This is a genomic window from Halospeciosus flavus, from assembly GCF_029814175.1.
Taxonomy (GTDB): Archaea; Halobacteriota; Halobacteria; order Halobacteriales; family Halobacteriaceae; genus Halospeciosus; species Halospeciosus flavus.
In genome coordinates this window covers 316,553-336,862 of sequence record NZ_CP122312.1, presented here as the reverse complement: position 1 = coordinate 336,862, position 20,310 = coordinate 316,553, and the positions used below count along the sequence as shown (strand labels likewise).

Here is a 20,310-nt window from a genome sequence, read left to right as displayed (position 1 = left end):
ACGTCGGCCATATCTCAGTTGTTGGGCGCATATCTCAGAAACGTGGTCGATATCCCGCGAATGGAACCTATATCTCAATTATCGAGCGCATATCACAGAACTGAGCGGATGCGAGTTCCACAGTGCTAGTCCCGCTTTCGTCGGTGGGCCGGCGCTACCACTTCCGTACATGTCCAAACCGTCCGGCGTCGAAGCGAACGTGCGGCCAACCAACTGATGTGTCTGCCACTAACAGGTGTCAGTACGGAATCAATTGATGGTCTCACGCCGAGACGCACTCAAGACGATTACCGGTGGACTATCCCTCGGTCTCGCCGGCGTCGCCGCGAATCACGCGACACGCCCCGGAGTGCTGACGGAGTTCGTCGACGCGCCGTCCCTCCAGACTGGTCCCGACACTTGGCCCGCTCCCCGCCACGACAACCAGAACAGCAACCGCAATCCACACGCGGCGATCTCCTCGACCCCGCCACGACTGGCCTGGGAGACGACTGTTCCAGGCGCGACGAGCCTGACTGTCGCGCCGGAGACGGTCGTCGTCGGCCGGAAAACCGACCCACAGACGGTCACTGCGCTCGCTCGTTCCGGAGGGACCACCGAGTGGTCGGTCACCAGCGAACCGGCAGAGAGTGCAGAGACTGTCCCGGAACCGACGACCTGGAAATCGGCCAGCAGCGAGCCTTCGCCATCGACGACCTCGGAGCAGGATCGGGGCAACCCGAGCGTACCGTGGGTGAGCCTCGCCGGAGACGCCGCGTTCGTGAACTTCGGCGAGGGAATCGTCCGCGTCGACCGCCAGCGTGGCGAGCGAACGGCGAGAATCGGACACCGTCCGTCGCTGGCGCCGCCGGTTCTCGCGAACGACCGTCTCTACCGGTTCGGGAACCGACTCACGTGTTTCGACGGCGCAGGCACGCTCCAGTGGACGCAGACTCTCTCCGTGCCGGCGATACGCTACGCCGTCAGGGCCGGTCACGATTCTCTCGTCGCCGGTCACCCCTACAGCATCCCGCTCACCGCGTACCGACAGACGGCGGACCCGTGGCAGAGCATCCTCGACCGGAGTCGCGAGATACCACGGAAGACGGCCATACGGTGGGAAAACCACTTCCTCCCAAATCGGGGACCGCTACTCGACGAGGCGCGTGTCTACGCCGTTGGACAGGTGCCGTCGGACACCCCTGGCAGCGTCGTTCGGGCGGTCGACCCGAGCGACGGGGACCGCGTGTGGCAACAGTCGCTCGGAACCACACACGAAAACGAGGCGAACGCCGCGGTCTTCTCCGACCACCTGCTCGTGACCGACGGCGTTCGCGTGGTGACCTCGGTAGACACCGCGTCAGGCGAGATTCGTCGAACAGTGCGTCTCGACGACCGGTCGGGGGAGGGGTACATCCGAGCGTTCGTCGGCGGTGAATCGTCCGCACTCCTCGGCTGGAGCGACGGCGGTCTCGAACGCGTTCCCGTGGCCGGTTCGGGACGATGGCGTCTGGAGACACCTCCTGTCGATTCGCTCGCCCTCACCGAGAACCACGCGTACGCTATCCACTCACCGGCGGAGCGCGAGACCGTCGTTCGACGATACGACCTGTCCTGACTGGCTGTTTCACCTCACTCTCGTAAGTGGACGACGGTGGGTCGACGACGTGCAGACGTGCCCGACGAATACTGAATAGGAGAGACCTCCCACCGACCTATATTGATAACCAACCGGGTTCCCCACGGCTATCTTGCTAGTAGTGAGTTGTATCCCCCAGTACCGTGTAGTGAGAGGTGCGCTGGAGGCCTCTGGGGGGAGCGCCTTCACCGCCATCGGATCGACTCCACTTCCTCGCCGTCGAATCGAGTCCGTCACCGACCAGACCGTCGTCTGTCTCGACACCTCGCCGACGGAGCGACCGTCGTGTCTGCCGGGCGCGGCGCCGTTACTACCTCCATAACAAACCTCCGAGGGGTCCGGGTACGAATCAGAGATGAACCATCGCGTCCAGATGCCTCCCCGCCGGCCCGCGGGTGGCCGCGGATGAGCGTCGACGTCCGCGTCCTCGACGGCGACGACGCCGACGAGCGCTGGAACCGGGCGCTCGGGCGGTCCCCACACGGGACCGTGTTCCACCGGTGGGAGTTCCTCCAGACCGTCGCGCGCCACACCGACGGGACGCTCCACCCGCTCGCGGGCTTCAAGGGCGAACAGCCGGTCGGTCTCTTCCCGGTCTTCGAACTCCGGAAGGGGCCGGTGACGGCCGTCGCCTCGCCGCCGCCCGAACTCGGCGTCCCACACCTCGGCCCCGCGCTCCTCCCCGGCGGCCGCAAGCAGCGCAAGCGCGAGCGCCTCGACCAGCGGTTCGTCGAGGGCTGTCTCGACTGGATCGACGACGAAGTCGACCCCTCGCTCGTCCACCTCGTCACGAGTAGCGACTACGGCGACGTCCGGCCGTTCCAGTGGAACGACTTCGAGGCGACGCCGAAGTACACCTACGAACTCGACATCTCGGGTGGGTCCGACGCCCTCCTCGACCGGGTCTCGCGGGACGCCCGGACCTCCGTCACCGGCGACGCCGACTGCGAGGTGGTCCCGGCCGACGGCGCCGACCTCGACTACGTCGTCGACCGGGTGAACGACCGCTACGCGTCCGACGACGGCGGGCTACACCTCGACCACGACTACGTGCGCGACGTCTTCGACTCCCTCCCGGACGGACAGGCCCACGCCAAGGTCGCCCGCGTCGACGGCGAGCGAGTCAGTGGCCGCCTCCAGTTCCGATTCGACGACACCCTCCGCTTCTGGCAGGGGTCGCCCAAGCCCGAACGGGACGTCGACGCGCCGGTGAACGACCTGCTCAACTGGGCGGTCATCAGCGACGCGGCCGACGACGGTCTCTCGCGGTGTGACCTCACCGGTGCGAACACCCGCCGCGTCTGTCGCTACAAGGCGAAGTACAACCCGACGGTCGAGACGTACTACGAACTCCAGCGCGGGTCGGCCGCGATGAACGTCGCGACCGACCTCTATCGAAAATTCCGATGACACGACTCCTCACACTCGGACTCGACGGTGCGGCGTGGCCGACGCTCGAACGGATGATGGACGACGGACTCCTCCCCAACCTCTCGGCGATGGTCGAGGAGGGCGCGACGGGGACGCTCACCTCCGTCACGCCACCCGTCACCTGCCCCGCGTGGCGGTGCTCGACGTCGGGGAAGAACCCCGGCAAACTCGGCGTCTACTGGTGGCTCGGTCTCGACCGCGAGAGTGGCGAGATCACCGCCCCCGATGCCCGCTCGTTCGACACGGCCGACGTCTGGGACTACCTCGCCGACGAGGGCCACCGCTCGGCCGTCGTCAACGTCCCGATGACCTACCCGCCGACGCCGACCGACGGCCTCCTCGTCTCCGGCTTCGGTGCCCCCTTCGAGGTGTCGATGGACGACCCGCTCACCCACCCGCCGGAGGCCGAATCGCGCATCCGCGAGGAGTACGACTGGCAGGTCGGTATCGACGACGTCACCGCTCCCGGTGGCTCGGAGGCCGCCCTCGACCTGATTCGCTCCCGACTCGACCTCCTCCTCGACCTCCTGGAAAGCGACGAAGAATACGACTACGTCCACCTCACGGTGTTCTACCTGAACGTCCTCCAGCACTACTTCGGCGACGGCGAGGAGACCGAGCGCGCGTGGCAACTCGTCGACGACTACCTGGGTCGGCTCCCGGACGACCTGACGGTGCTCGCGTACTCCGACCACGGCCACTCGACGGTCGAGCAGACGTTCGTCGTCAACCGCTACCTACTCGACGAGGGGTACCTCCACCTCGAAGAGCGGACCGGCGACGGCGCCACCGCGGCCGCCTACCGCCTGCTCAAACGGAGTCCGGTCTCGCCCGAGACGGCGGCTGGCGTCGCTCGGCGCCTCCTCCCCGACTCGGTTGCCGACCGCCTCGTCGACTCGGGCTACCCGGTCCCGACCATCGAACTCGCCGACCGCGTCGACTGGGAGCGCTCGGACGCCGTCGCACTCAGTCAGGGGCCGGTCTACCTCAACCGCGAGCGCCTCGGCGACGACTACGAGGCGGTCCGCACCGACCTCCGGGACGAACTCGCGACCCTCCGCGTCGACGGCGAATCTCCCCTGCGAGATGTCCGGCCCGCAGAAGACGTCTACGCGGGCGACCACCTCGACGAGGCGCCGGACCTCCTACTCTTCCCGAACGACGGGTGGGAACTCTACGGGGGGGTCACCCCCTCGGTCGTCGAGCGACAGGTGACCGGGTGGACCTCCGGCAACGACCCCGCGGGCGTCTACCTCCTCCACGGGCCGGACGTCGAACCGGTCGACGCCGGCGAGCGCTCGCTGGTCGACGTCGCGCCGACCGCCCTCCGCTACATGGACTGTGCGGTTCCACGCGACGTCGACGGCGAGGCCATCGCGGCCCCGTTCACCGCCCTCCCCGACCCGGGCGAGCGCGACCCGCTCCCGCCGGCCGGCGACCGACTCGGCGATACCGGAGAGCGCGACGAACTCGAAGACCGACTCGAAGACCTCGGCTACCTCGCGTGATGCTCGGAACTCTCCGCGACACCCTGACCTACGCGCGCGAGCGAGACTACCGCGGGTGGGACCTCTACGACGGCGAGAGCAGTCGGTTCCTCCAGGCGCTCCCGGTCGAGAGCAAGTGGCTCAACCTCGGTTTCCAGCAGGTCGTCCGACGCGCTCCCGTGAACATTCGGCCACTCCTGCTGGTCGAGCAGCGGCGCAACTTCATGGGCATCGCGCTGTTCACGCTCGCGAACCTGAACGCCTACGAACTCACCGGCGAGGAGCGCTTTCGGCGGGAAGCCCGCGACCTCGCGGACTGGCTGGTCGAGAACCGGAGCGTCGGCTACAGCGGCTTCTGTGGCGGACACAAACACCCGCTCCAGGGACTCGACGGGCGAACCGACCCGAACACGCCGGGCGTCGTCGGCACCTCGTACGCGGTGAAGGCACTGCTCGCGGCCGACGCGCACTGCGACCCCGACTACCTCGACCGGGCGCGGACGGCCGCCGGCTTCGTCCTCGAAGACCTCGACTACGAACCGCACGACGAGGGTGCGCGCATCGACTACAAGCCGACCGACAGCGGCGAGCACTACACGGTGAACGCGAACGCCCTCGGCGCGCGCCTGCTGGTCGACCTCTACGCGGCGACCGGCGAGGAGCGCCTGCGCCGGGCCGCGACGCAGATTCTCGACTACGTGGCGTCGACGCAGACGACGGCCGGCGGGTGGTACTACCGCGACCCGCCGAGCGCCTCCCACCTCTCGATGGACAACTTCCACAACGGCTTCGTCGTCGAGGCCTTCCTCCGGTACGGCGCCGTCTGCGACCCGGCGCGCTACGCCGACGTCATCGACGACGCCGTCGCGTTCTACCGGGGACTGTTCACGCCGAGCGGCGCCCCCGACCAAGACGAAGAGAGCGCCTACCCCCGCGACGTCCACGCCTCGGCGCAGGGCGGACTCGTCTTCACCGCGCTCGACGAACCCGACCGCGCCGAGGAAGTCCTCCGGTGGGCCGAACGACACCTCTCGGACGGCGAGGGCCGCTTCTACCACGAGAAGCGCCGTCTCTACACGAAACGAATCACGTTCATGCGCTGGTGTCAGGCGTGGATGGCCTACGCCCTCTCCGAGCACTGTCTCTTCGCCGCCGACAGAGGGCGAGACGCGCCGTGGCACGCGGGTGAACGCTCGTGGTGACACCGACCAGCGACGAGACGGAGCGCGGAGCGGGCGCGACCACGGACGCGACGACGGCCGAGGCGGTCCGAGCGCGCGGCGTCGCGGTCGCGGTCGTCGTCGGCTTCCTCGCGCTCGCGGCCGGCGTCGCCGTCGCCCACCGCACGCCCGCCAGCGGGTACGAGGTGTCGATGTACGCGGCCACGCCGCTCGCGTTCTGGGTCGGCGTCTCGACCGCACTCGGCGTCGCCGTCGTGGGGACGGCCGTCGCGTCGGCGGCGTTCGAGCGGCGGGCGTCGCTGTTCCTCGGCAGCCTCGCGGTCGCCGCCTTCGCGGCACTCCCGCTCCTCCGGAGTTACCGCTTCCACGGCCGCTACGACTCTCTCACCCACCTCGGGTGGGTGAAGGGCCTCGCGTCGGGGGCACTGAACCCCTTCGAGTTGCTCTACCCGGCCGCGCACACGGTCGCGGTCGCCCTCGCGACCCTCGGCGGACTCCCGCTGGACCGCGCGATGCTGTTCGTGGTGTGGTTCTCGGCGCTCGTCTTCGTGCTGTTCGTCCCGCTGTGTGCTCACCTGCTCGCCGACGACCGTCGCGCGCTGGCGGTCGGTGGCGTCTCGGCGTTCCTCCTCCTCCCGATCAACACCATCAGCACGTACCTCCACTTCCACCCGTACTCGATGACGACGCTCTTCTTCCCGTTCTTCCTCTTCTTGCTCCTCGCTCACCTCACTCGCCGCTACGAGGACGAGACGCTCCCAGGGTCCCTCTCTGCGACGAGCGTCGCGCTCCCGCTCGTCGGCGTGGGCGTCGTCCTCCTCCACCCGCAGGTGGCGTTGAACGTCGTCCTCCTCGTGGGCGTCGTCGCCGCGACACAGGTCGTCGAGTCGCGGTTCCTCGACTCACCCGCCGAGACCCGCCGGGTGTACGCCCAGTTCGCCGTCCTGTCGCTCGTCTTCACCGTGTGGATCCTCCAGTTCGACGCGGCGTTCGAGGTGCTCCGGCGACTCACCGACCTGCTCGCGTCGCTCCTGTTCGGCTCTGCGGCCGGCGGCGTCGTCCAACACCAGGCAAACTCCGCACAGCAGTACGGCCTGAGTCTCCTCGCCCTGTTCGTCAAACTGTTCCTCGTCGGCGTGGTCTACAGCCTCCTCGCGGCCGCCCTCGTCGGCGTCCGCGCGTGGTCGTACGTGCCGTTCACTGGAGGGGGACCCGACCGCGGCGAGACGGTCCTGTACCTCGGCGTGTCGGGGGCCGTCCTCTCGGTGTTCTTCGCCGCGCACCTCGTCGGCGAACTCTCGACGTACTTCTTCCGACACCTCGGCTTCGCGATGGTCCTCGCGACGGTCGTGGGAACCGCCGCCCTCGTCCGACTCTCGCGTCGCGTCGAGACGCGGGTCGCCACCCTCGACACCGGACGGGTCCGTACCGGCGCGCGCGGCACGCTCCGGGCCGTCGGCGTCGTCCTCGCCGCCGCCGTCCTCGTCGTCTCGCTCGTCTCGGTGTTCCCCTCACCGTACCTCTACCAACCGAGCCAGCACGTGACCGACGCGCAGATGACGGGCTACGACACCGTCTTCGACCACCGAATCGAGGGCGCGGGCGTCGCGGGCATCTCCAGCGGCCCGGGTCGGTTCAGCGACGCGCTCCACGAGCGCCTCGACCCACGGCTCTCCTGGGGAATCGGCGCCTCGGACCTCGCGGGCCGCCTCACGACCTACACCCAGGGCGACTACTTCACCCGCTCGTTCTACTACCTCGCGGTCACGGAGGCGGACTACGAACGCGAGGTCGTCGCCTACCGGGGCCTCCAGATCTCCGAGGCGCGCCTCGACTCCATCAGCGGTCGACCGGCCGTCAGCCGCGTGTACTCGAACGGCGGCGTCCGCGTCTACTACGTCGAGCAACCGTCGTCAGTCCTCGTCGCGAGCGACCGCGTCGACTACGACCCCGAACGGCGGGTGAACGCGTCGTGAGCGACCGTCGCGTCCGACTCGTCGGACCGGCGGGACCCGACAGCGGCGGTATCGCCCGCTACATCGACGCCCAGCGCGAACACCTCGGCGACCGCGTCGACTTCACCGTCTACGACGTGGCCGTCGACACCGGTTCGGGGGACCGCCGTCAGTTCTTCGCCGCACTCCTCGCCGCGTTCCTGGACGTGCTCCTGTTCCCGCTCCGTACACGTGACGACGTCGACCTCGCCCACGTCCACACCTCCCACCGTCGGTCGTTCTACCAGTCGGCGCCCTACGTCCTCTACGCGGCGCACGTCCGCGACACGCCGGTCGTCCTCCACGTCCACGGCTCGTCGTTCGACACCTTCGTCGCGGAGGCACCCCTGCCGTTGCGCGTGTTCCAGCGCGCCGTCTTCGGCGTCTGCGAGCGAGTGGTCGTCCTCTCGCCCCACTGGGCGGACGTGGTGGGCCAGCGGGTACCCGAGGAACGAGTCGTCGTCCTCCCGAACGCGGTCGACGCGGACGCGTACCGCTCCGACCCCGGCGCCGACCCGCCACGACTCGCGTTCGTCTCGAACCACGTCGAGCGGAAGGGCATCGACGCGTTCGTCGACGCCGTCGACACGCTCCTCGAGGAGGCGGCCACCGACGGCCGTCGGGACGACCCGCCGTTCCGCGTCGACGTCGCCGGGTCGGGACCGCGGGCACACCGGGCCGAAGCGCTCGCCGACCGCCACGCAGCAGTCGAGTACCACGGCTACGTCTCCGATGCACGCAAACGCGAACTCCTGTCCGACGCCTCGGTGTACGCCCTCCCGACGGCCGCGGAGGGCCTCCCCATCGCCGTCTTGGAGGCGATGGCCGGCGGGAACGCCGTCGTCTCGACGCCCGTCGGCGCGATTCCGAGCGTCGTCGACGACGAGAACGGGGCGCGCGTCACGCCGGGCGACGCCGACGAACTCGCCGCGGCGCTCGGCGCGCTGGTCGAGTCACCCGACCGAACACGAGAACTCGGTGCAGAGAGCCGACGCCGCGTCGAGACACGTTACGACTGGGAGACGGTCGGTGACCGGCTCGTCGACCTCTACCACGAGGTCGGTCGCTCGTCGGCTTAGGTGCACTCGGCGTCGGCGGTGGTCCCGGCAGTCGAACTGCCTCCGTCCCCTTTAAGATAGCCCGGCGACCATCGCCGGTGTGAACCGGTGGACCGCGGCACTCGAAGAGCGGGTCGATCCGATGCTCGGCGTCGCCGTCGCGATTGCGGCCGTCAGTACGAGCGCGATCCTCGTCCGGTGGAGCGGGGCGCCGAGCGTCGTGAAAGCGTTCTACCGGGTGCTGTTCATGACGGCGGCGATCGCGCCGTTCGCACTCCGCGACGTCGACGACCTGCGGGCGATTTCGGGGCGCGACCTCGGCTTCGCCGTGGTCTCGGGGTTGGCGCTCGCCGTCCACTTCGCGAGTTTCTTCGAGAGTCTGGAGTGGACCTCGGTGGCGGCGTCGGTGACGCTCATCACCACACAGCCGATATTCGTCGGTGCAGGCGCGGCGGTCCTCCTCGACGAGCGACTCACGCCGCGCATGGTCGGCGGGATGGCCGTCGCGCTCGTGGGCGCGTTCTGTATGTCGATCGGCCCGATAGTCGTCGACCCGTTGCTCGGTGGCGGCGACATCGTCGCGGCGCTCACCACCGCGTTCGCGGGGAGTTCCGCCCAACTCTACGGGAACGCCCTCGCGCTCGTCGGGGCGGTCGTCGGCGCCGTCTACACCCTCTCGGGTCGGTCGCTCCGCCAGCGACTCTCGCTGTTCGCCTACACGTTCGTCGTCTACGCCGTGTGTACTGCCGCCCTCGGCGCCATCGCCGTCGGGAGCGGTGCACCGCTCCTCGGCTACTCCGAGACCGAGTGGGGCCTCTTCCTCGCGATGGCCCTGCTCCCGGGGATGTTCGGGCACACGGTCATCAACTGGGCGCTGAAGTACGTTGAGTCGAGCGTCGTGAGCGTCTCGTTGCTCGGCGAACCCGTCGGAAGCACGATTCTCGCGCTCGTGTTGCTCGGGGAGGTTCCGGAAGTCGTGACGGTTCTCGGCGGCGCCGTCGTGCTGGTGGGAATCTTCGTCACGACGCGCGCGCGGGCGACGTGAGCCGTCGGCTCCACGTCGGGACCGTGCGCTACCGTCGTGAGCCGTCGATACCGGCCTCTGCTCGTGATTCGAGGTCCGAACTGGACTCGCGGAGCCGTCGTTCGGCTTCCTCGCGGTCGCTCGGGTAGCCGACGTCCACTCGCCACCCGTCGAGGGGGACGGCGTCGATGGTCGACCCCGACGCCATCAGGCGGTTGATCGCGTCACTGAGTTCGTACTCGCCGCGGTCCGATGGCTCGACGTTCCGGCAGGCGTCGAAGATGGCGGGCGAGAAGGTGTAGAAACCGGTCATCACGAGGTTCGACGGCGGGTCGTCGGGTTTCTCGACCACCTCGACGATTTCGCCGTACTGGTTGGTCGCACAGACGCCGTAACGTGAGGCCTCCTCGCGGGGGACCTCCTCGACGAGGAACGCCGCGTCGACGCGCTTCTCTCGTTGACGGCGGACCGGCGTCCGGAGGTTCGCGTCGAAGACGTTGTCGCCGAGCATGAGCACGAAGTCGTCCTCGACGTGCGCCTCGGTCGTGAGGAGGGCGTGGGCGAGACCGAGTTGCTCCTCCTGGTGGGTGTAGGTGATGGGGATGCCGCGGTACGCGTCACCGAAAGCGTCGACGATGTCCTGTGCCAGGTAGCCGACGACAATAACGAACTCCTCGACGCCGAGGTCGGCGAGTCGGTCGAGACAGTGCGCGAGCAACGGCTGTCCGTCGACGTCGACCATCGCCTTCGGCTGGTCGGCCGTCAGTGGCCTGAGTCGCGTTCCCTCCCCCGCAGCGAGGACGACGGCTTTCATGTCTCGACGTTGTCGGAGCGACGGGTTTGTTATACGCGCGATAACGCCGTTCGTCCGCGCGTCACCACGTCAGCCCCTCGTACGTGATCCCTTCGCGGCGCTCGACGACGTGGCGGCCATCGACCACCACTGGCTCGGCCATCGCGTCGAACTCGTCGTCGAGGGCGGCGAACTCGTCCCAGTCCGTCGCGACGACCGCCGCGCTCGCGCCGTCGAGGGCGGTCCCAGCGGAGGAAGCGTACGTCAGGTCGGGGAACCGCTCGGCCATCGACTCGGCGGCGACCGGGTCGTAGGCGACAACCGTCGCACCGCGCTCGCGTAGCCCTTCGACGAGCGGAATGGCTCGCGAGTTCCGGACGTCGTCGGTTCCCGGCTTGAACGCCAGGCCGAGGAGTGCGACGCGCGTCCCCTCGACGTCGACGTGGTCGTCGAGGAGCGAGAGCAGTCGTTTGGGCTGGCGGTCGTTCACTTCCTGGGCGGCCGAGAGGAGTGGGGCGTCGTAGCCGTGTGCCTCGGCCGCGGCGACGAGCGCCGAGACGTCCTTCGGGAAGCAACTGCCGCCCCACCCGAGACCGCTGTCGAGGAACCGCTCGGCGATGCGGTCGTCGTGTCCGAGCGCCGCGGCCACCTCGTAGGTGTCGACGTCGAACTCCTTGCAGACGTTCCCGAGGTCGTTGATCAGGCTGACCTTCGCGGCGAGGAAGGCGTTGTTGGCGTACTTCATCGTCGCGGCTTCCCGCGTGCCCGTCCGGACCTCCGGCGGGTCGTTCGCGACGACGGGGTCGTAGACGTCGGCGAGCGTCTCGAACGCGCTGTCGTTCGTCGCCCCGAAGACGAGTTTGTCGGGGCGTCGGAGGTCCGCGAGTGCGCTCCCCTCCCGGAGGAACTCGGGGTTGACGGCGACGTCGGCCGGTCCCGTCCGTGGGTCGATTCGCTCCTCGGTCGTTCCGGGGAGAACCGTCGACTTGACGACGACGAGCGGCCGTGTACCGCTCCGGGTGTCGAGAGCGTCGCCGACCGACTCGGCCGCGGCTTCGACGTACGAGGTATCCAGTCGGCCGTCCTCGTCAGTCGGCGTCGGGACCGTCAGGAAGACCACGTCGGCGTCGCGAACGACGTCGAACTCGGTCGTCGCGCGGAGTGTCTCTCCGCCGTGCTCGGCGAGCAGCGCCGGGACGCCGGGTTCCTCGACGGGCGAGTCGCCCGCCTCGACCGTCTCGACGACGGCCGGGTCGGTGTCGATGGCCGTCACCCGGTGGCCGGCGTCCGCGAGCGCCGCTACGAGCGTGGTGCCGACGTAGCCGCTGCCGACGACGCAAACGTGCATCGTCGGAGTACCGGACGGCGAGCGCTTGCCGCTGTCGGCTGGTTGCACGGAGTGAGAATTGGTTGCAAGTACTGCGAACTGCCGTCTCCAGGGCGGTCTTAGGGAGTCGGTACCTTTGGGTCTCTCCTCCGTCGTCCGAACTGATGGAACCGACCGTCGTGTTCGTCTACGACGACGGGCCGATCGCGGACTACGAGACGGCGTACCCCGTCCATCAGCGATTCGACGCGCCCGCGTGTATCGCGGTCGTCTCCGAGTGGCTCGGGACGTCTCCCGGCCCGCTCCGCCGCGTCCTCGGGCGTGGGACGGAGTACCTCGACGAGAGCCACGTCCGGGAACTCGCCGACGCCGGTTGGGAGGTCCTCTCGCACGGGGCAGCACACCGACCACTCGACGCGACACGAACCACCGCGCGTGCCGACCGGGGGGACCGCGTCCTCCACGTCGAGACGGACATTCACGGACGGGAGCAGGGAGACACCCTCGTCGTCGAAACCGTACACGGCGAGACCCGCGTCACCGTCGGGCGGGCGAGCCACCTCCCCGGACGGACGGCTATCGTCCTCCGTGACCCACTCGTCGAGTCGGTCCCCGACGGCGCGTCGGTCCGGTTCGCCGAGGAGGTGGTCAGAGACGAACTCGAAACCTCGAAGCGCGACCTCGAAGCACTCGGCGTCTCCGTCGACGACGTCGCGCTCCCGTACAGTCGGTACGGACCGACCGACCGCGAAGTCGTCCCCGAGGTGTACGACGGCGTCGCGAACGCCGCGCTCGGCGGAGTGAACATCGACCCGACCGACCCGTATGACCTGCGTCGGCAGTACCTCGGCCGGGACGCACTCACCGACGAGCAACTCGAACGCTTCCTCGAAACGGTCCGCGACCGGAACGCCCTCGCGCTGTTCGGCGGGCACTCCCACCGGCACGTCGACGCCGACCGGATTGCGGACGCGCTCGGTCTCGCCCGTGAGTTCGAGATACGTGTGACGACGCTCCGCGACGCGCTCGCGTCGCTGCCGGACGACTAGTTCTGGCTATCGTTGGTTCTTCACAGGAATCTATTTCCTAACATCGCTAAACTAGATGGCGAGGATTGATAAGGTTGGACGGAAGAGGGAGAGGTATGGTAGTCGACGCAGCAGACATTCAGCGAGTCGCGGTGCTCGGCGCGGGGAACATGGGCCACGGCATTACCGAAGTCGTGGCGCTGGCCGGGTACGATGTGACGATGCGCGACATCGAGCAGGACTTCATCGAGGACGGCTACGAGAGCATCGAGTGGTCACTCCAGAAACTCGACGAGAAGGGCCGCCTCGACGAGTCGCCCGAGGACGTCCTCGACCGGATCGACATCACGACCGACCTAGAGGAGGCCGTCTCGGACGTCGACCTCGTTATCGAGGCCGCTCCCGAGCAACTCGACCTGAAGCGGGACATCTTCTCGGACCTCGACGACTACACGCCGGCCGACGCCATCCTCGCATCGAACACCTCCTCGCTCTCTATCACGAAGATCGCCGAGGCAACCGAGCGACCCGAGTCCGTCGTCGGGATGCACTTCTTCAACCCGCCGGTGAAGATGGACCTCGTCGAGGTCATCTACGGCGAGGAGACGTCCGACGAGACGGCCGAGGCGACCTACGAGTTCGTCGAGTCCATCGACAAGACGCCGATCTACGTCCGGAAGGACGTCAACGGCTTCGTCGTCAACTCCGTGCTCGGGCCGTTCATGGACGAACCCGCCTGGATGGTGTCCAACAACGAGTCGACCATCCGGCAGGCCGACGCCGCGATGGTCCACGAGCGGGGGTACCCGATGGGTCCCTTCGAACTCGCCGACCTCACCGGCATCGACGTGGGCTACCACGTCCGCAAGGAAGCCGGCAAGCCCGTTCCGCCCATCATGGAGGAAAAGGTCGAGAAAGAAGAACTCGGCCAGAAGACCGGGAAGGGCTACTACGACTACGAGGAGGGTGAGGGCGCCGACTACGAACCCGAGGACGCCGACGACTTCGACACGCTCCGCGTCGAGGCCCGCATCGTCAACGAGGCCGCGAAACTCATCGGGGACGACGTCGCGACCCCCGAGGCCATCGACACCGGACTGAAACTCGGTGCCGGCTTCCCCGAGGGGCCGTGCACCCGCGCGGACAAGATCGGTCTCGACCGGATCCTCGCCAAACTCGAAGACCTCTACGAGGAGACCGGTGAGGACCGCTTCGAACCCGCCGACTACCTCGTCGAACTCGTCGAGGAGGGCAAGACCGGCAAGGACGCCGGCGAAGGCTTCTACGAGTACGGCGGTAGCGAGGGGCCGGGCGACTACCGGACCATCGACTACGAACTCTCCGAGGACGGTCTCCTCGAGGTCACGCTCGACCGCCCCGAGCGCCTGAACGCGCTCAACAACGACATGATGGACGCCATCGTCGACCTCCTCAATTCCGTCGACACGGAGGAGGTCCGTGCCGTCACCTTCGAGGGCGCGGGCGACCGCGCGTTCTGCGCCGGCGCCGACGTCACCGGATTTGCCGACATCGAACCCGCCAAGCGCGCCGAACCGACCGAGGTGTTCCAGGTCGTCGACGAGTTCTCGCGGCCGACCGTCGCGAAAGTCGACGGCTACTGTCTCGGCGGCGGTTTCGAACTTGCCCTCGCCTGTGACCTCCGCGTCGCGACCGAGGACTCGAAGTTCGGCTTCCCGGAGATCGACCTCGGACTCCTCCCCGGCGGCGGCGGCACCCAGCGCGCCCTCCGCATGGCCGGTGAAGCCCGCGCGAAGGAACTCGTCTTCCGCGGCGAGCACATCTCTGCCGAGCGTGCCGCCGACTGGGGCCTCATCAACCGTGCGGTCCCCGCCGACGAGTACGAAGACACCTGCGCCGAGTTCGTCGACGACCTCGTCTCTGGCCCGCCGGTCGCGCTCCGTCACGCCAAGCGCGTGATGAACGAGGGCGCCGACGAGGACCTCGACGCCGGTCTCCAGATGGAGAGTCAGGCGTTCGCGCTCCTGCTCACCACCGAGGACGCGATGGAGGGTGCGGCCGCCTTCCAGGCCGACCGCGAACCCGAGTTCGAGGGCAAGTAACCCCGACGGAACCGCCCGCCTCCCGGCGACAGTCTTTTTCAGCGACTCGGGCGAACCACCGGACGATGAGTGGCTACGAGACCGCGACCGACCGCGGCTTCCTGTTGTCCGGTCGTGAGTGGAAGATCGTCACCGGCGCGAGTGGCCTCATGTTCCTGAACGTCCTGTTGATGTTCGTCTTCGCGGCGACGCCGCTGGCGGTGGTCAACCGCTACCTGTTCGCCGTCCCCATCCTCGGTACAATCGTCTACGGTGTCGCTATCGTCGGTGGGGAACTGCTCGCCGAACGGGGCATCGAGAACCACAACAGCGGTCTCGCCGTCGCCGGCGTGGCCGTCCTCCAACTCGCGTTCGGGGCGTTCGGGGCCGGCATCCTCTCGTACCTCCCACGCTCGCTCCAGGTCCCTGCACTCGGTATCACGGCCGTCGTCGTCGCGCTGATGACCGCGGGCATCGGAACCTACGTGTACGCCCGCTCGTCGACGACGTTCGACCACTACGGTACGTGGGCGAACTACGCGTTCCTCGCCGGCCTCGGCGCAATCCTCGTCGGGACGTTCTTCGCGCCGGTGTTGCTCGTCGGGTTCGTCTGCATCTTCGTCGGGTTCCTCCTCCGACTCGGGTGGGAGATCTGGCGCGTCCGCGACGCACGGGTCGCGTCGCCGGCGCTGCAGGCCATCGGTCTCTACGTGGCCGTCGCCGGGGTGTTCGTCCACGTCCTCCAGATCGTGGTACGGATGCTGGGGCGGCGCTGACCCCGCAGCGACACCGGACTCGTTTTTCGCCGCGGGTGACACCGCGACACGAGGCGAATCGACTTAGTGGGTGGTACCGTACGGGCGGACATGCCTCCGAACGAGCGCTACGACGCCATCGTGGTCGGCGTTGGCGGGATGGGGAGCGCGACGGTGTCCCACCTCGCCGACCGCGGACTCGACGTCCTCGGTCTCGAACGCTACGACATCCCGCACACGATGGGGTCCTCACACGGCGTCACTCGCATCATCCGGCGCGCCTATTACGAACACCCCGCGTACGTCCCGCTCGTCGAACGGGCCTACGAACTGTGGGACGACCTCGCCGACGAGACCGGCCGCGACATCGTCCACCGGACCGGTTCGATCGACGCCGGCCCGGCGGACAGCACGGTCTTCGAGGGGTCGAAACGATCCTGCGAAGAACACGACATCCCCCACGAGGTCCTCACCGGCGCCGAGGTCAACGAACGCTTCCCCGGGTACGGACTCCCGGAGGACTACCGCGCCGTCTACCAGGAAGACGGCGGGTTCGTCGTGCCCGAACAGGCGATTATCGCCCACACCGAGCGCGCACAGGCCGCCGGTGCGGAGATCCGCGGCCGCGAGGCAGTCCACGACTGGACCGCGATCGACGACGGCGTCCGCGTCACGACTGCCGACGGCGTCTACGTCGCGGACAAACTGGTACTCACCGCCGGCGCGTGGGCCGCCAAGCACGTCGACGCGCTGGACGGCGTGGTCGTCCCCGAACGCCAAGTCCTCGGGTGGTTCCAACCCGACGACCCGGCCCGCTTCCGACCCGACGATTTCCCGGTGTGGAACCTCAGCACGCCCGAGGGGCGCTTCTACGGCTTCCCCATCTACGACGTCCCGGGTGTCAAACTCGGGAAGTACAACCACCGCGAGGAGGACGTCGACCCCGACGACTGGAACCGCGACCCCGACGACGTCGACGAGACCATCCTCCGGGAGTTCACCCGGCGGTACTTCCCCGGCAGCGACGGCCCGACCATGCGTCTGACCACCTGTATGTTCACCAACACGCCGGACGACCACTTCGTCCTCGATACGCTGCCCGACGACGAGAACGTCGTAGTCGGCGCGGGTTTCTCCGGCCACGGCTTCAAGTTCGCCAGCACTATCGGTGAGGTGCTCGCGGACCTTGCCGTCGACGGCGAGACCGACCACGACGTCGGGATGTTCTCGCTCGACCGCTTCGAGTAGGACACTCGGACCCAATTTTCGAGTGATAAGCATCAACCCTTAACACGGTCCAGCGGTACATGGTCGGTATAGCACGACGCACTCGTGCGAGACAACTGACTGGCCGAAACAACTGACTGGCCGAGACGCAACAGACACACAGACCGACGTCTGTCGGTCGGTCCAAGCTGTACACTCCGAGACACGTGATGTACACGAGCACACGACCCGCAGGAGGGAGTAGCGCATGACAGATAGTGAGAGCACCACCGACGACACGTCCAAGGGACTCCAGACGGAGCTGTTCCACCCCGAATCGGAGCGCGAACCCGGCGACACGAACATCCAGAAGTGGGGCTTCGACATCCACCCGGTCGTCTTCCCCGTCTCGCTGGTCCTCATCGTGCTGTTCGTCGGCGCGACCCTCCTCCTCGGGAAGGACGCTGCACAGGTCTACTCGAGTATCCGCGGGTTCTTCAACGAGAACTTCGGGTGGTTCTTCCTCCTGTCCGTGAACGTCTACATCGCCGCGTTGCTGTTCTTCGCGTTCAGCAAGTACGGGAAGATCCGCATCGGCGGCGTGAAAGCCGAGAAGGAGTTCAGCGACTTCGCGTGGATGGCGATGCTGTTCAGCGCGGGTATGGGGATCGGCCTCATGTTCTTCAGCGTCTCCGAACCACTGTACTACTTCGCCAACGTCCCCGGCTTCTTCGAGGCGAAGGCACAGACCGGCGCCGCGGGGGCGGCCGCGCTCGCCCAGACATTCTTCCACTGGGGCTTCCACCCGTGGGCTATCTACGGACTGGTCGGGCTCGGTCTGGCGTTCTTCTCGTTCAACCGTGGCCTCCCGCTGACGTTCCGCTCGATCTTCTGGCCGCTCCTCGGCGAGCGCATCTACCGGTGGCCGGGCCACATCATCGACCTCGTGACGGTGTTCGCGACACTGTTCGGACTCGCGACGTCGCTCGGGTTCGGCGTCGCCCAGATCAACACCGGTCTCTCCTACGTTCTGGGGAACGTACTGGGTCTCGTACAGATCCCGACCGGGACGATCCCACAGATCGTCCTCATCGCCATCATCACCGGTATCGCGACGTTCTCCGTCGCCGCGGGTCTCGAAGGCGGCGTCAAACGACTGAGCACCCTGAACCTCTACCTCATGTTCGCCCTGCTCGGCTTCCTCGTCCTCGTCGGGCCGACCGTCTACATCTTCGGCGCGTGGGTCCAGGGACTGGGTGCCTACATCTCGAACCTCCCGGAGCTGGCGTTCTTCACCGGCGTGCTCGGGAGTGGGCAGTCGACCGTCCACGCGTGGACGGTGTTCTACTGGGCGTGGTGGATCGCCTGGTCGCCGTTCGTCGGCATGTTCATCGCGCGCATCTCGAAGGGCCGCACCGTCAGGGAGTTCGTCGTCGGCGTGCTGGTGTTGCCGTCGCTGTTCTCGACGTTCTGGCTGGCGGCGTTCGGCGGCAGTGCGCTCCACAACTCCCTCGTCGCGAACGGGGCGGTGCTCGCGACGTACCGTGAACTCGGCCAGACCGTCGCGATGTTCGCGCTGCTCCAGCAGTTCCCGCTGGGCGCCGTCTCGGGGCTGCTGGCCGTGCTCCTCGTCGTCACGTTCTTCGTCACGTCCTCCGACTCGGGGTCGCTGGTGGTCGACCACCTGACCTCCGGCGGGAAACACGACGTGCCGAAGACCCAGCGCATCTTCTGGGCCGTCACCGAGGGCGCCGTCGCCGCACTCTTGTTGTACGGTGGCGGTCTCGCCGCGCTCCAGACCGCGGCCATCGCGACCGGATTCCCGTTCGCCGTCGTCCTCCTGGTGATGTGCTACACGGTGTACCTGGGTCTCGACAACGAGTACGAGGTCCTCCAGTCCGAGGAGTTCGCCGAGCGCGTCCAGGAACTGACCGACGAAGACGTCGACATCGACACGTCCAGGGAGGAAGTCGTGACCGACATCCGCGAGGAACCCACGTCGTCGGACTGATCCACCCGAACACGGAACGGACAGTCTTTATCTTCGTGATCGAGAACAGTCTCCCGTGAACGTCACCGGAACCATCGCCGCGCTCGGAGTCGCCCTCCTGTTCGCCGTCGCCCTCTTCGCGATGACGGTCGGCGAGTTACAGGTGGCCGGTTTCTGCTTCCTGAGCGCGAGTCTCCTCATCTACCTCCGCGAGCGGTACCTCGTCGACTGAGGGCGGCGCTCGCCCGCGACACTACAACTCGCTGGCCTCCATCCGCTTGGAGACGACGGGGACCGTCGTCGACCGGACGACCTTGTTCGTCGTCCCGCCGAGGAGGTTCCCGATCTTCCCGCGGTAGGCCGACCCCATCACGACGACGTCCATCCCCTCCGTTTCGGCGTACTCGACGATGCGGTCGCTCACCGGCCCGCTCCGAATCACGGTTTCACAGTCGAGCCCTCGGTCGACCGCGCGCTCTCGGACTTCGTCGAGGACCTCCTCGCCGTACGCCTCGTACTCCTCGCGAATCGTCTCCTCGTCGTCCCGGAGCGACAGCGCACGCGGCGCGCCGGGGAGGTCGACGACGTAGAGTGCGTGCACCGTCGAGTCGAGTTCGGCCGCGAGGTCGAGTCCGTGTTCCACGCCCTTCGTTCCCTCCTCGCTCCCGTCGTAGGGGATCAACATGTCCTCGTACATAGTCGGCGCTCTACCCGTACGTGGGTGAGTCGGCCACAAACCATTTTTCCCGACACCGTCTGCCCCAAACCACTTCTCGCGGCCGGCCGATACTCCACCTATGAGTGACGACAACGGGGCGGCCGCCGACGAGTCGGTCGACCTCGACCCCGAAGCCTTCGTCGACTACTGCCGGACGCAAGCGGGCTTGCTCGTCGGTCGGGCCGAGGAACTCGGCACCGAAGTCGACGCCCTCATCGACGAACTGGAGACGCTCTCGACGGACGTCGCCGAGCGACTCGAACGCCACCAGGCCGAACTCGACGCGAGCGAGGAGGCGGCCGTCGAGGAGGAGACCGTCGAGGCGGCCATCCGCGAGACCGAGGACCTCCAGGCCGACATGGAGACGAAACGCGCGACTCTCACGGAGAAACAGGAGCGCCTGTCCGACGTTCGCGACCTCGCGTCGGCGTACACCGACCTCGCCGACGACCTGGAGTCCGAAGACGTCGACGGCCGGGAGGCGATGCGGCGAGTAGTCTTCTTCGAGGCGAAACGGGACGCACCCGCCTACTTCGAGGACCGACAGACCGTCTACGAGGCCGCCACCGGCGACGAGGAAGAAGCAGGTGCGACGGAGTCGGACGCCATCGAAGTCGTCGAACCCGACGAATTGGGCTGA

At 67.7% G+C, this 20,310-nt stretch carries 17 protein-coding genes; 14 read left to right on the top strand and 3 right to left on the bottom strand.

Features of this window, described 5'->3' with window-relative positions:
• Window positions 1-256 precede the first annotated feature (256 nt).
• The 7 genes from P0Y33_RS01635 (at window position 257) to P0Y33_RS01605 (ending at window position 9,814) form a co-directional block, all read left to right on the top strand.
• Window positions 257-1,597: an outer membrane protein assembly factor BamB family protein gene (locus P0Y33_RS01635; RefSeq protein WP_279528837.1), complete on the top strand. Its 1,341-nt coding sequence runs from the start codon at window positions 257-259 to the stop codon at window positions 1,595-1,597.
• A 426-nt stretch (window positions 1,598-2,023) separates the two neighbouring features.
• Complete coding sequence (locus P0Y33_RS01630) at window positions 2,024-3,028, top strand: GNAT family N-acetyltransferase (RefSeq protein ID WP_279528836.1); 1,005 nt, start codon at window positions 2,024-2,026, stop codon at window positions 3,026-3,028.
• The gene (locus P0Y33_RS01625) at window positions 3,025-4,557 is read left to right on the top strand and encodes an alkaline phosphatase family protein (protein ID WP_279528835.1); all 1,533 of its coding nucleotides are present in this window, start codon (window positions 3,025-3,027) and stop codon (window positions 4,555-4,557) included. The genes P0Y33_RS01630 and P0Y33_RS01625 overlap by 4 nt, the downstream gene beginning before the upstream one ends.
• Entirely contained in the window at window positions 4,557-5,738 is a 1,182-nt protein-coding gene (locus P0Y33_RS01620) for a glycoside hydrolase family protein (RefSeq protein ID WP_279528834.1), read from the top strand. Before P0Y33_RS01625 ends, P0Y33_RS01620 begins: the two co-directional genes overlap by 1 nt.
• Complete coding sequence (locus P0Y33_RS01615) at window positions 5,735-7,693, top strand: hypothetical protein (protein ID WP_279528833.1); 1,959 nt, start codon at window positions 5,735-5,737, stop codon at window positions 7,691-7,693. The genes P0Y33_RS01620 and P0Y33_RS01615 overlap by 4 nt, the downstream gene beginning before the upstream one ends.
• Window positions 7,690-8,790 (top strand): glycosyltransferase family 4 protein, encoded by a 1,101-nt coding sequence (locus tag P0Y33_RS01610; RefSeq protein ID WP_279528832.1) that lies wholly within the window; start codon window positions 7,690-7,692, stop codon window positions 8,788-8,790. The genes P0Y33_RS01615 and P0Y33_RS01610 overlap by 4 nt, the downstream gene beginning before the upstream one ends.
• A gap of 121 nt (window positions 8,791-8,911) precedes the next feature.
• Window positions 8,912-9,814, top strand: coding sequence for a DMT family transporter (locus tag P0Y33_RS01605; RefSeq protein WP_279530066.1), 903 nt, complete (start codon window positions 8,912-8,914; stop codon window positions 9,812-9,814).
• A 28-nt stretch (window positions 9,815-9,842) separates the two neighbouring features.
• On the opposite strand, the gene aglF is transcribed toward P0Y33_RS01605, so the two are convergent.
• On the bottom strand, window positions 9,843-10,607 hold the full coding sequence (aglF, locus tag P0Y33_RS01600; RefSeq protein WP_279528831.1) for a UTP--glucose-1-phosphate uridylyltransferase AglF: 765 nt from the start codon (window positions 10,605-10,607) through the stop codon (window positions 9,843-9,845).
• Window positions 10,608-10,668: 61 nt separating this feature from the next.
• Window positions 10,669-11,934, bottom strand: a complete 1,266-nt coding sequence (locus P0Y33_RS01595) for a UDP-glucose dehydrogenase family protein (RefSeq protein WP_279530065.1) — start codon at window positions 11,932-11,934, stop codon at window positions 10,669-10,671.
• Window positions 11,935-12,077: 143 nt separating this feature from the next.
• On the opposite strand from P0Y33_RS01595, the gene P0Y33_RS01590 reads away from it, so the two are divergent.
• From P0Y33_RS01590 to P0Y33_RS01565, 6 genes are all read left to right on the top strand, one after another.
• On the top strand, window positions 12,078-12,962 hold the full coding sequence (locus tag P0Y33_RS01590; protein ID WP_279528830.1) for a polysaccharide deacetylase family protein: 885 nt from the start codon (window positions 12,078-12,080) through the stop codon (window positions 12,960-12,962).
• Between the two features lie 95 nt (window positions 12,963-13,057).
• A complete protein-coding gene (locus P0Y33_RS01585) occupies window positions 13,058-15,022 on the top strand; it encodes a 3-hydroxyacyl-CoA dehydrogenase/enoyl-CoA hydratase family protein (RefSeq protein WP_279528829.1) in 1,965 nt (654 codons plus the stop codon).
• 65 nt (window positions 15,023-15,087) lie between these two features.
• Window positions 15,088-15,777, top strand: a complete 690-nt coding sequence (locus P0Y33_RS01580; protein WP_279528828.1) for a hypothetical protein — start codon at window positions 15,088-15,090, stop codon at window positions 15,775-15,777.
• Window positions 15,778-15,867: 90 nt separating this feature from the next.
• A complete protein-coding gene (gene solA / locus P0Y33_RS01575) occupies window positions 15,868-17,004 on the top strand; it encodes an N-methyl-L-tryptophan oxidase (RefSeq protein ID WP_279528827.1) in 1,137 nt (378 codons plus the stop codon).
• Between the two features lie 226 nt (window positions 17,005-17,230).
• Entirely contained in the window at window positions 17,231-18,973 is a 1,743-nt protein-coding gene (locus P0Y33_RS01570) for a BCCT family transporter (protein ID WP_279528826.1), read from the top strand.
• A 55-nt stretch (window positions 18,974-19,028) separates the two neighbouring features.
• Complete coding sequence (locus P0Y33_RS01565) at window positions 19,029-19,184, top strand: hypothetical protein (RefSeq protein ID WP_279528825.1); 156 nt, start codon at window positions 19,029-19,031, stop codon at window positions 19,182-19,184.
• Between the two features lie 21 nt (window positions 19,185-19,205).
• On the opposite strand, the gene P0Y33_RS01560 is transcribed toward P0Y33_RS01565, so the two are convergent.
• The gene (locus tag P0Y33_RS01560; protein WP_279528824.1) at window positions 19,206-19,649 is read right to left on the bottom strand and encodes a universal stress protein; all 444 of its coding nucleotides are present in this window, start codon (window positions 19,647-19,649) and stop codon (window positions 19,206-19,208) included.
• A 100-nt stretch (window positions 19,650-19,749) separates the two neighbouring features.
• On the opposite strand from P0Y33_RS01560, the gene P0Y33_RS01555 reads away from it, so the two are divergent.
• A complete protein-coding gene (locus tag P0Y33_RS01555; protein ID WP_279528823.1) occupies window positions 19,750-20,310 on the top strand; it encodes a hypothetical protein in 561 nt (186 codons plus the stop codon).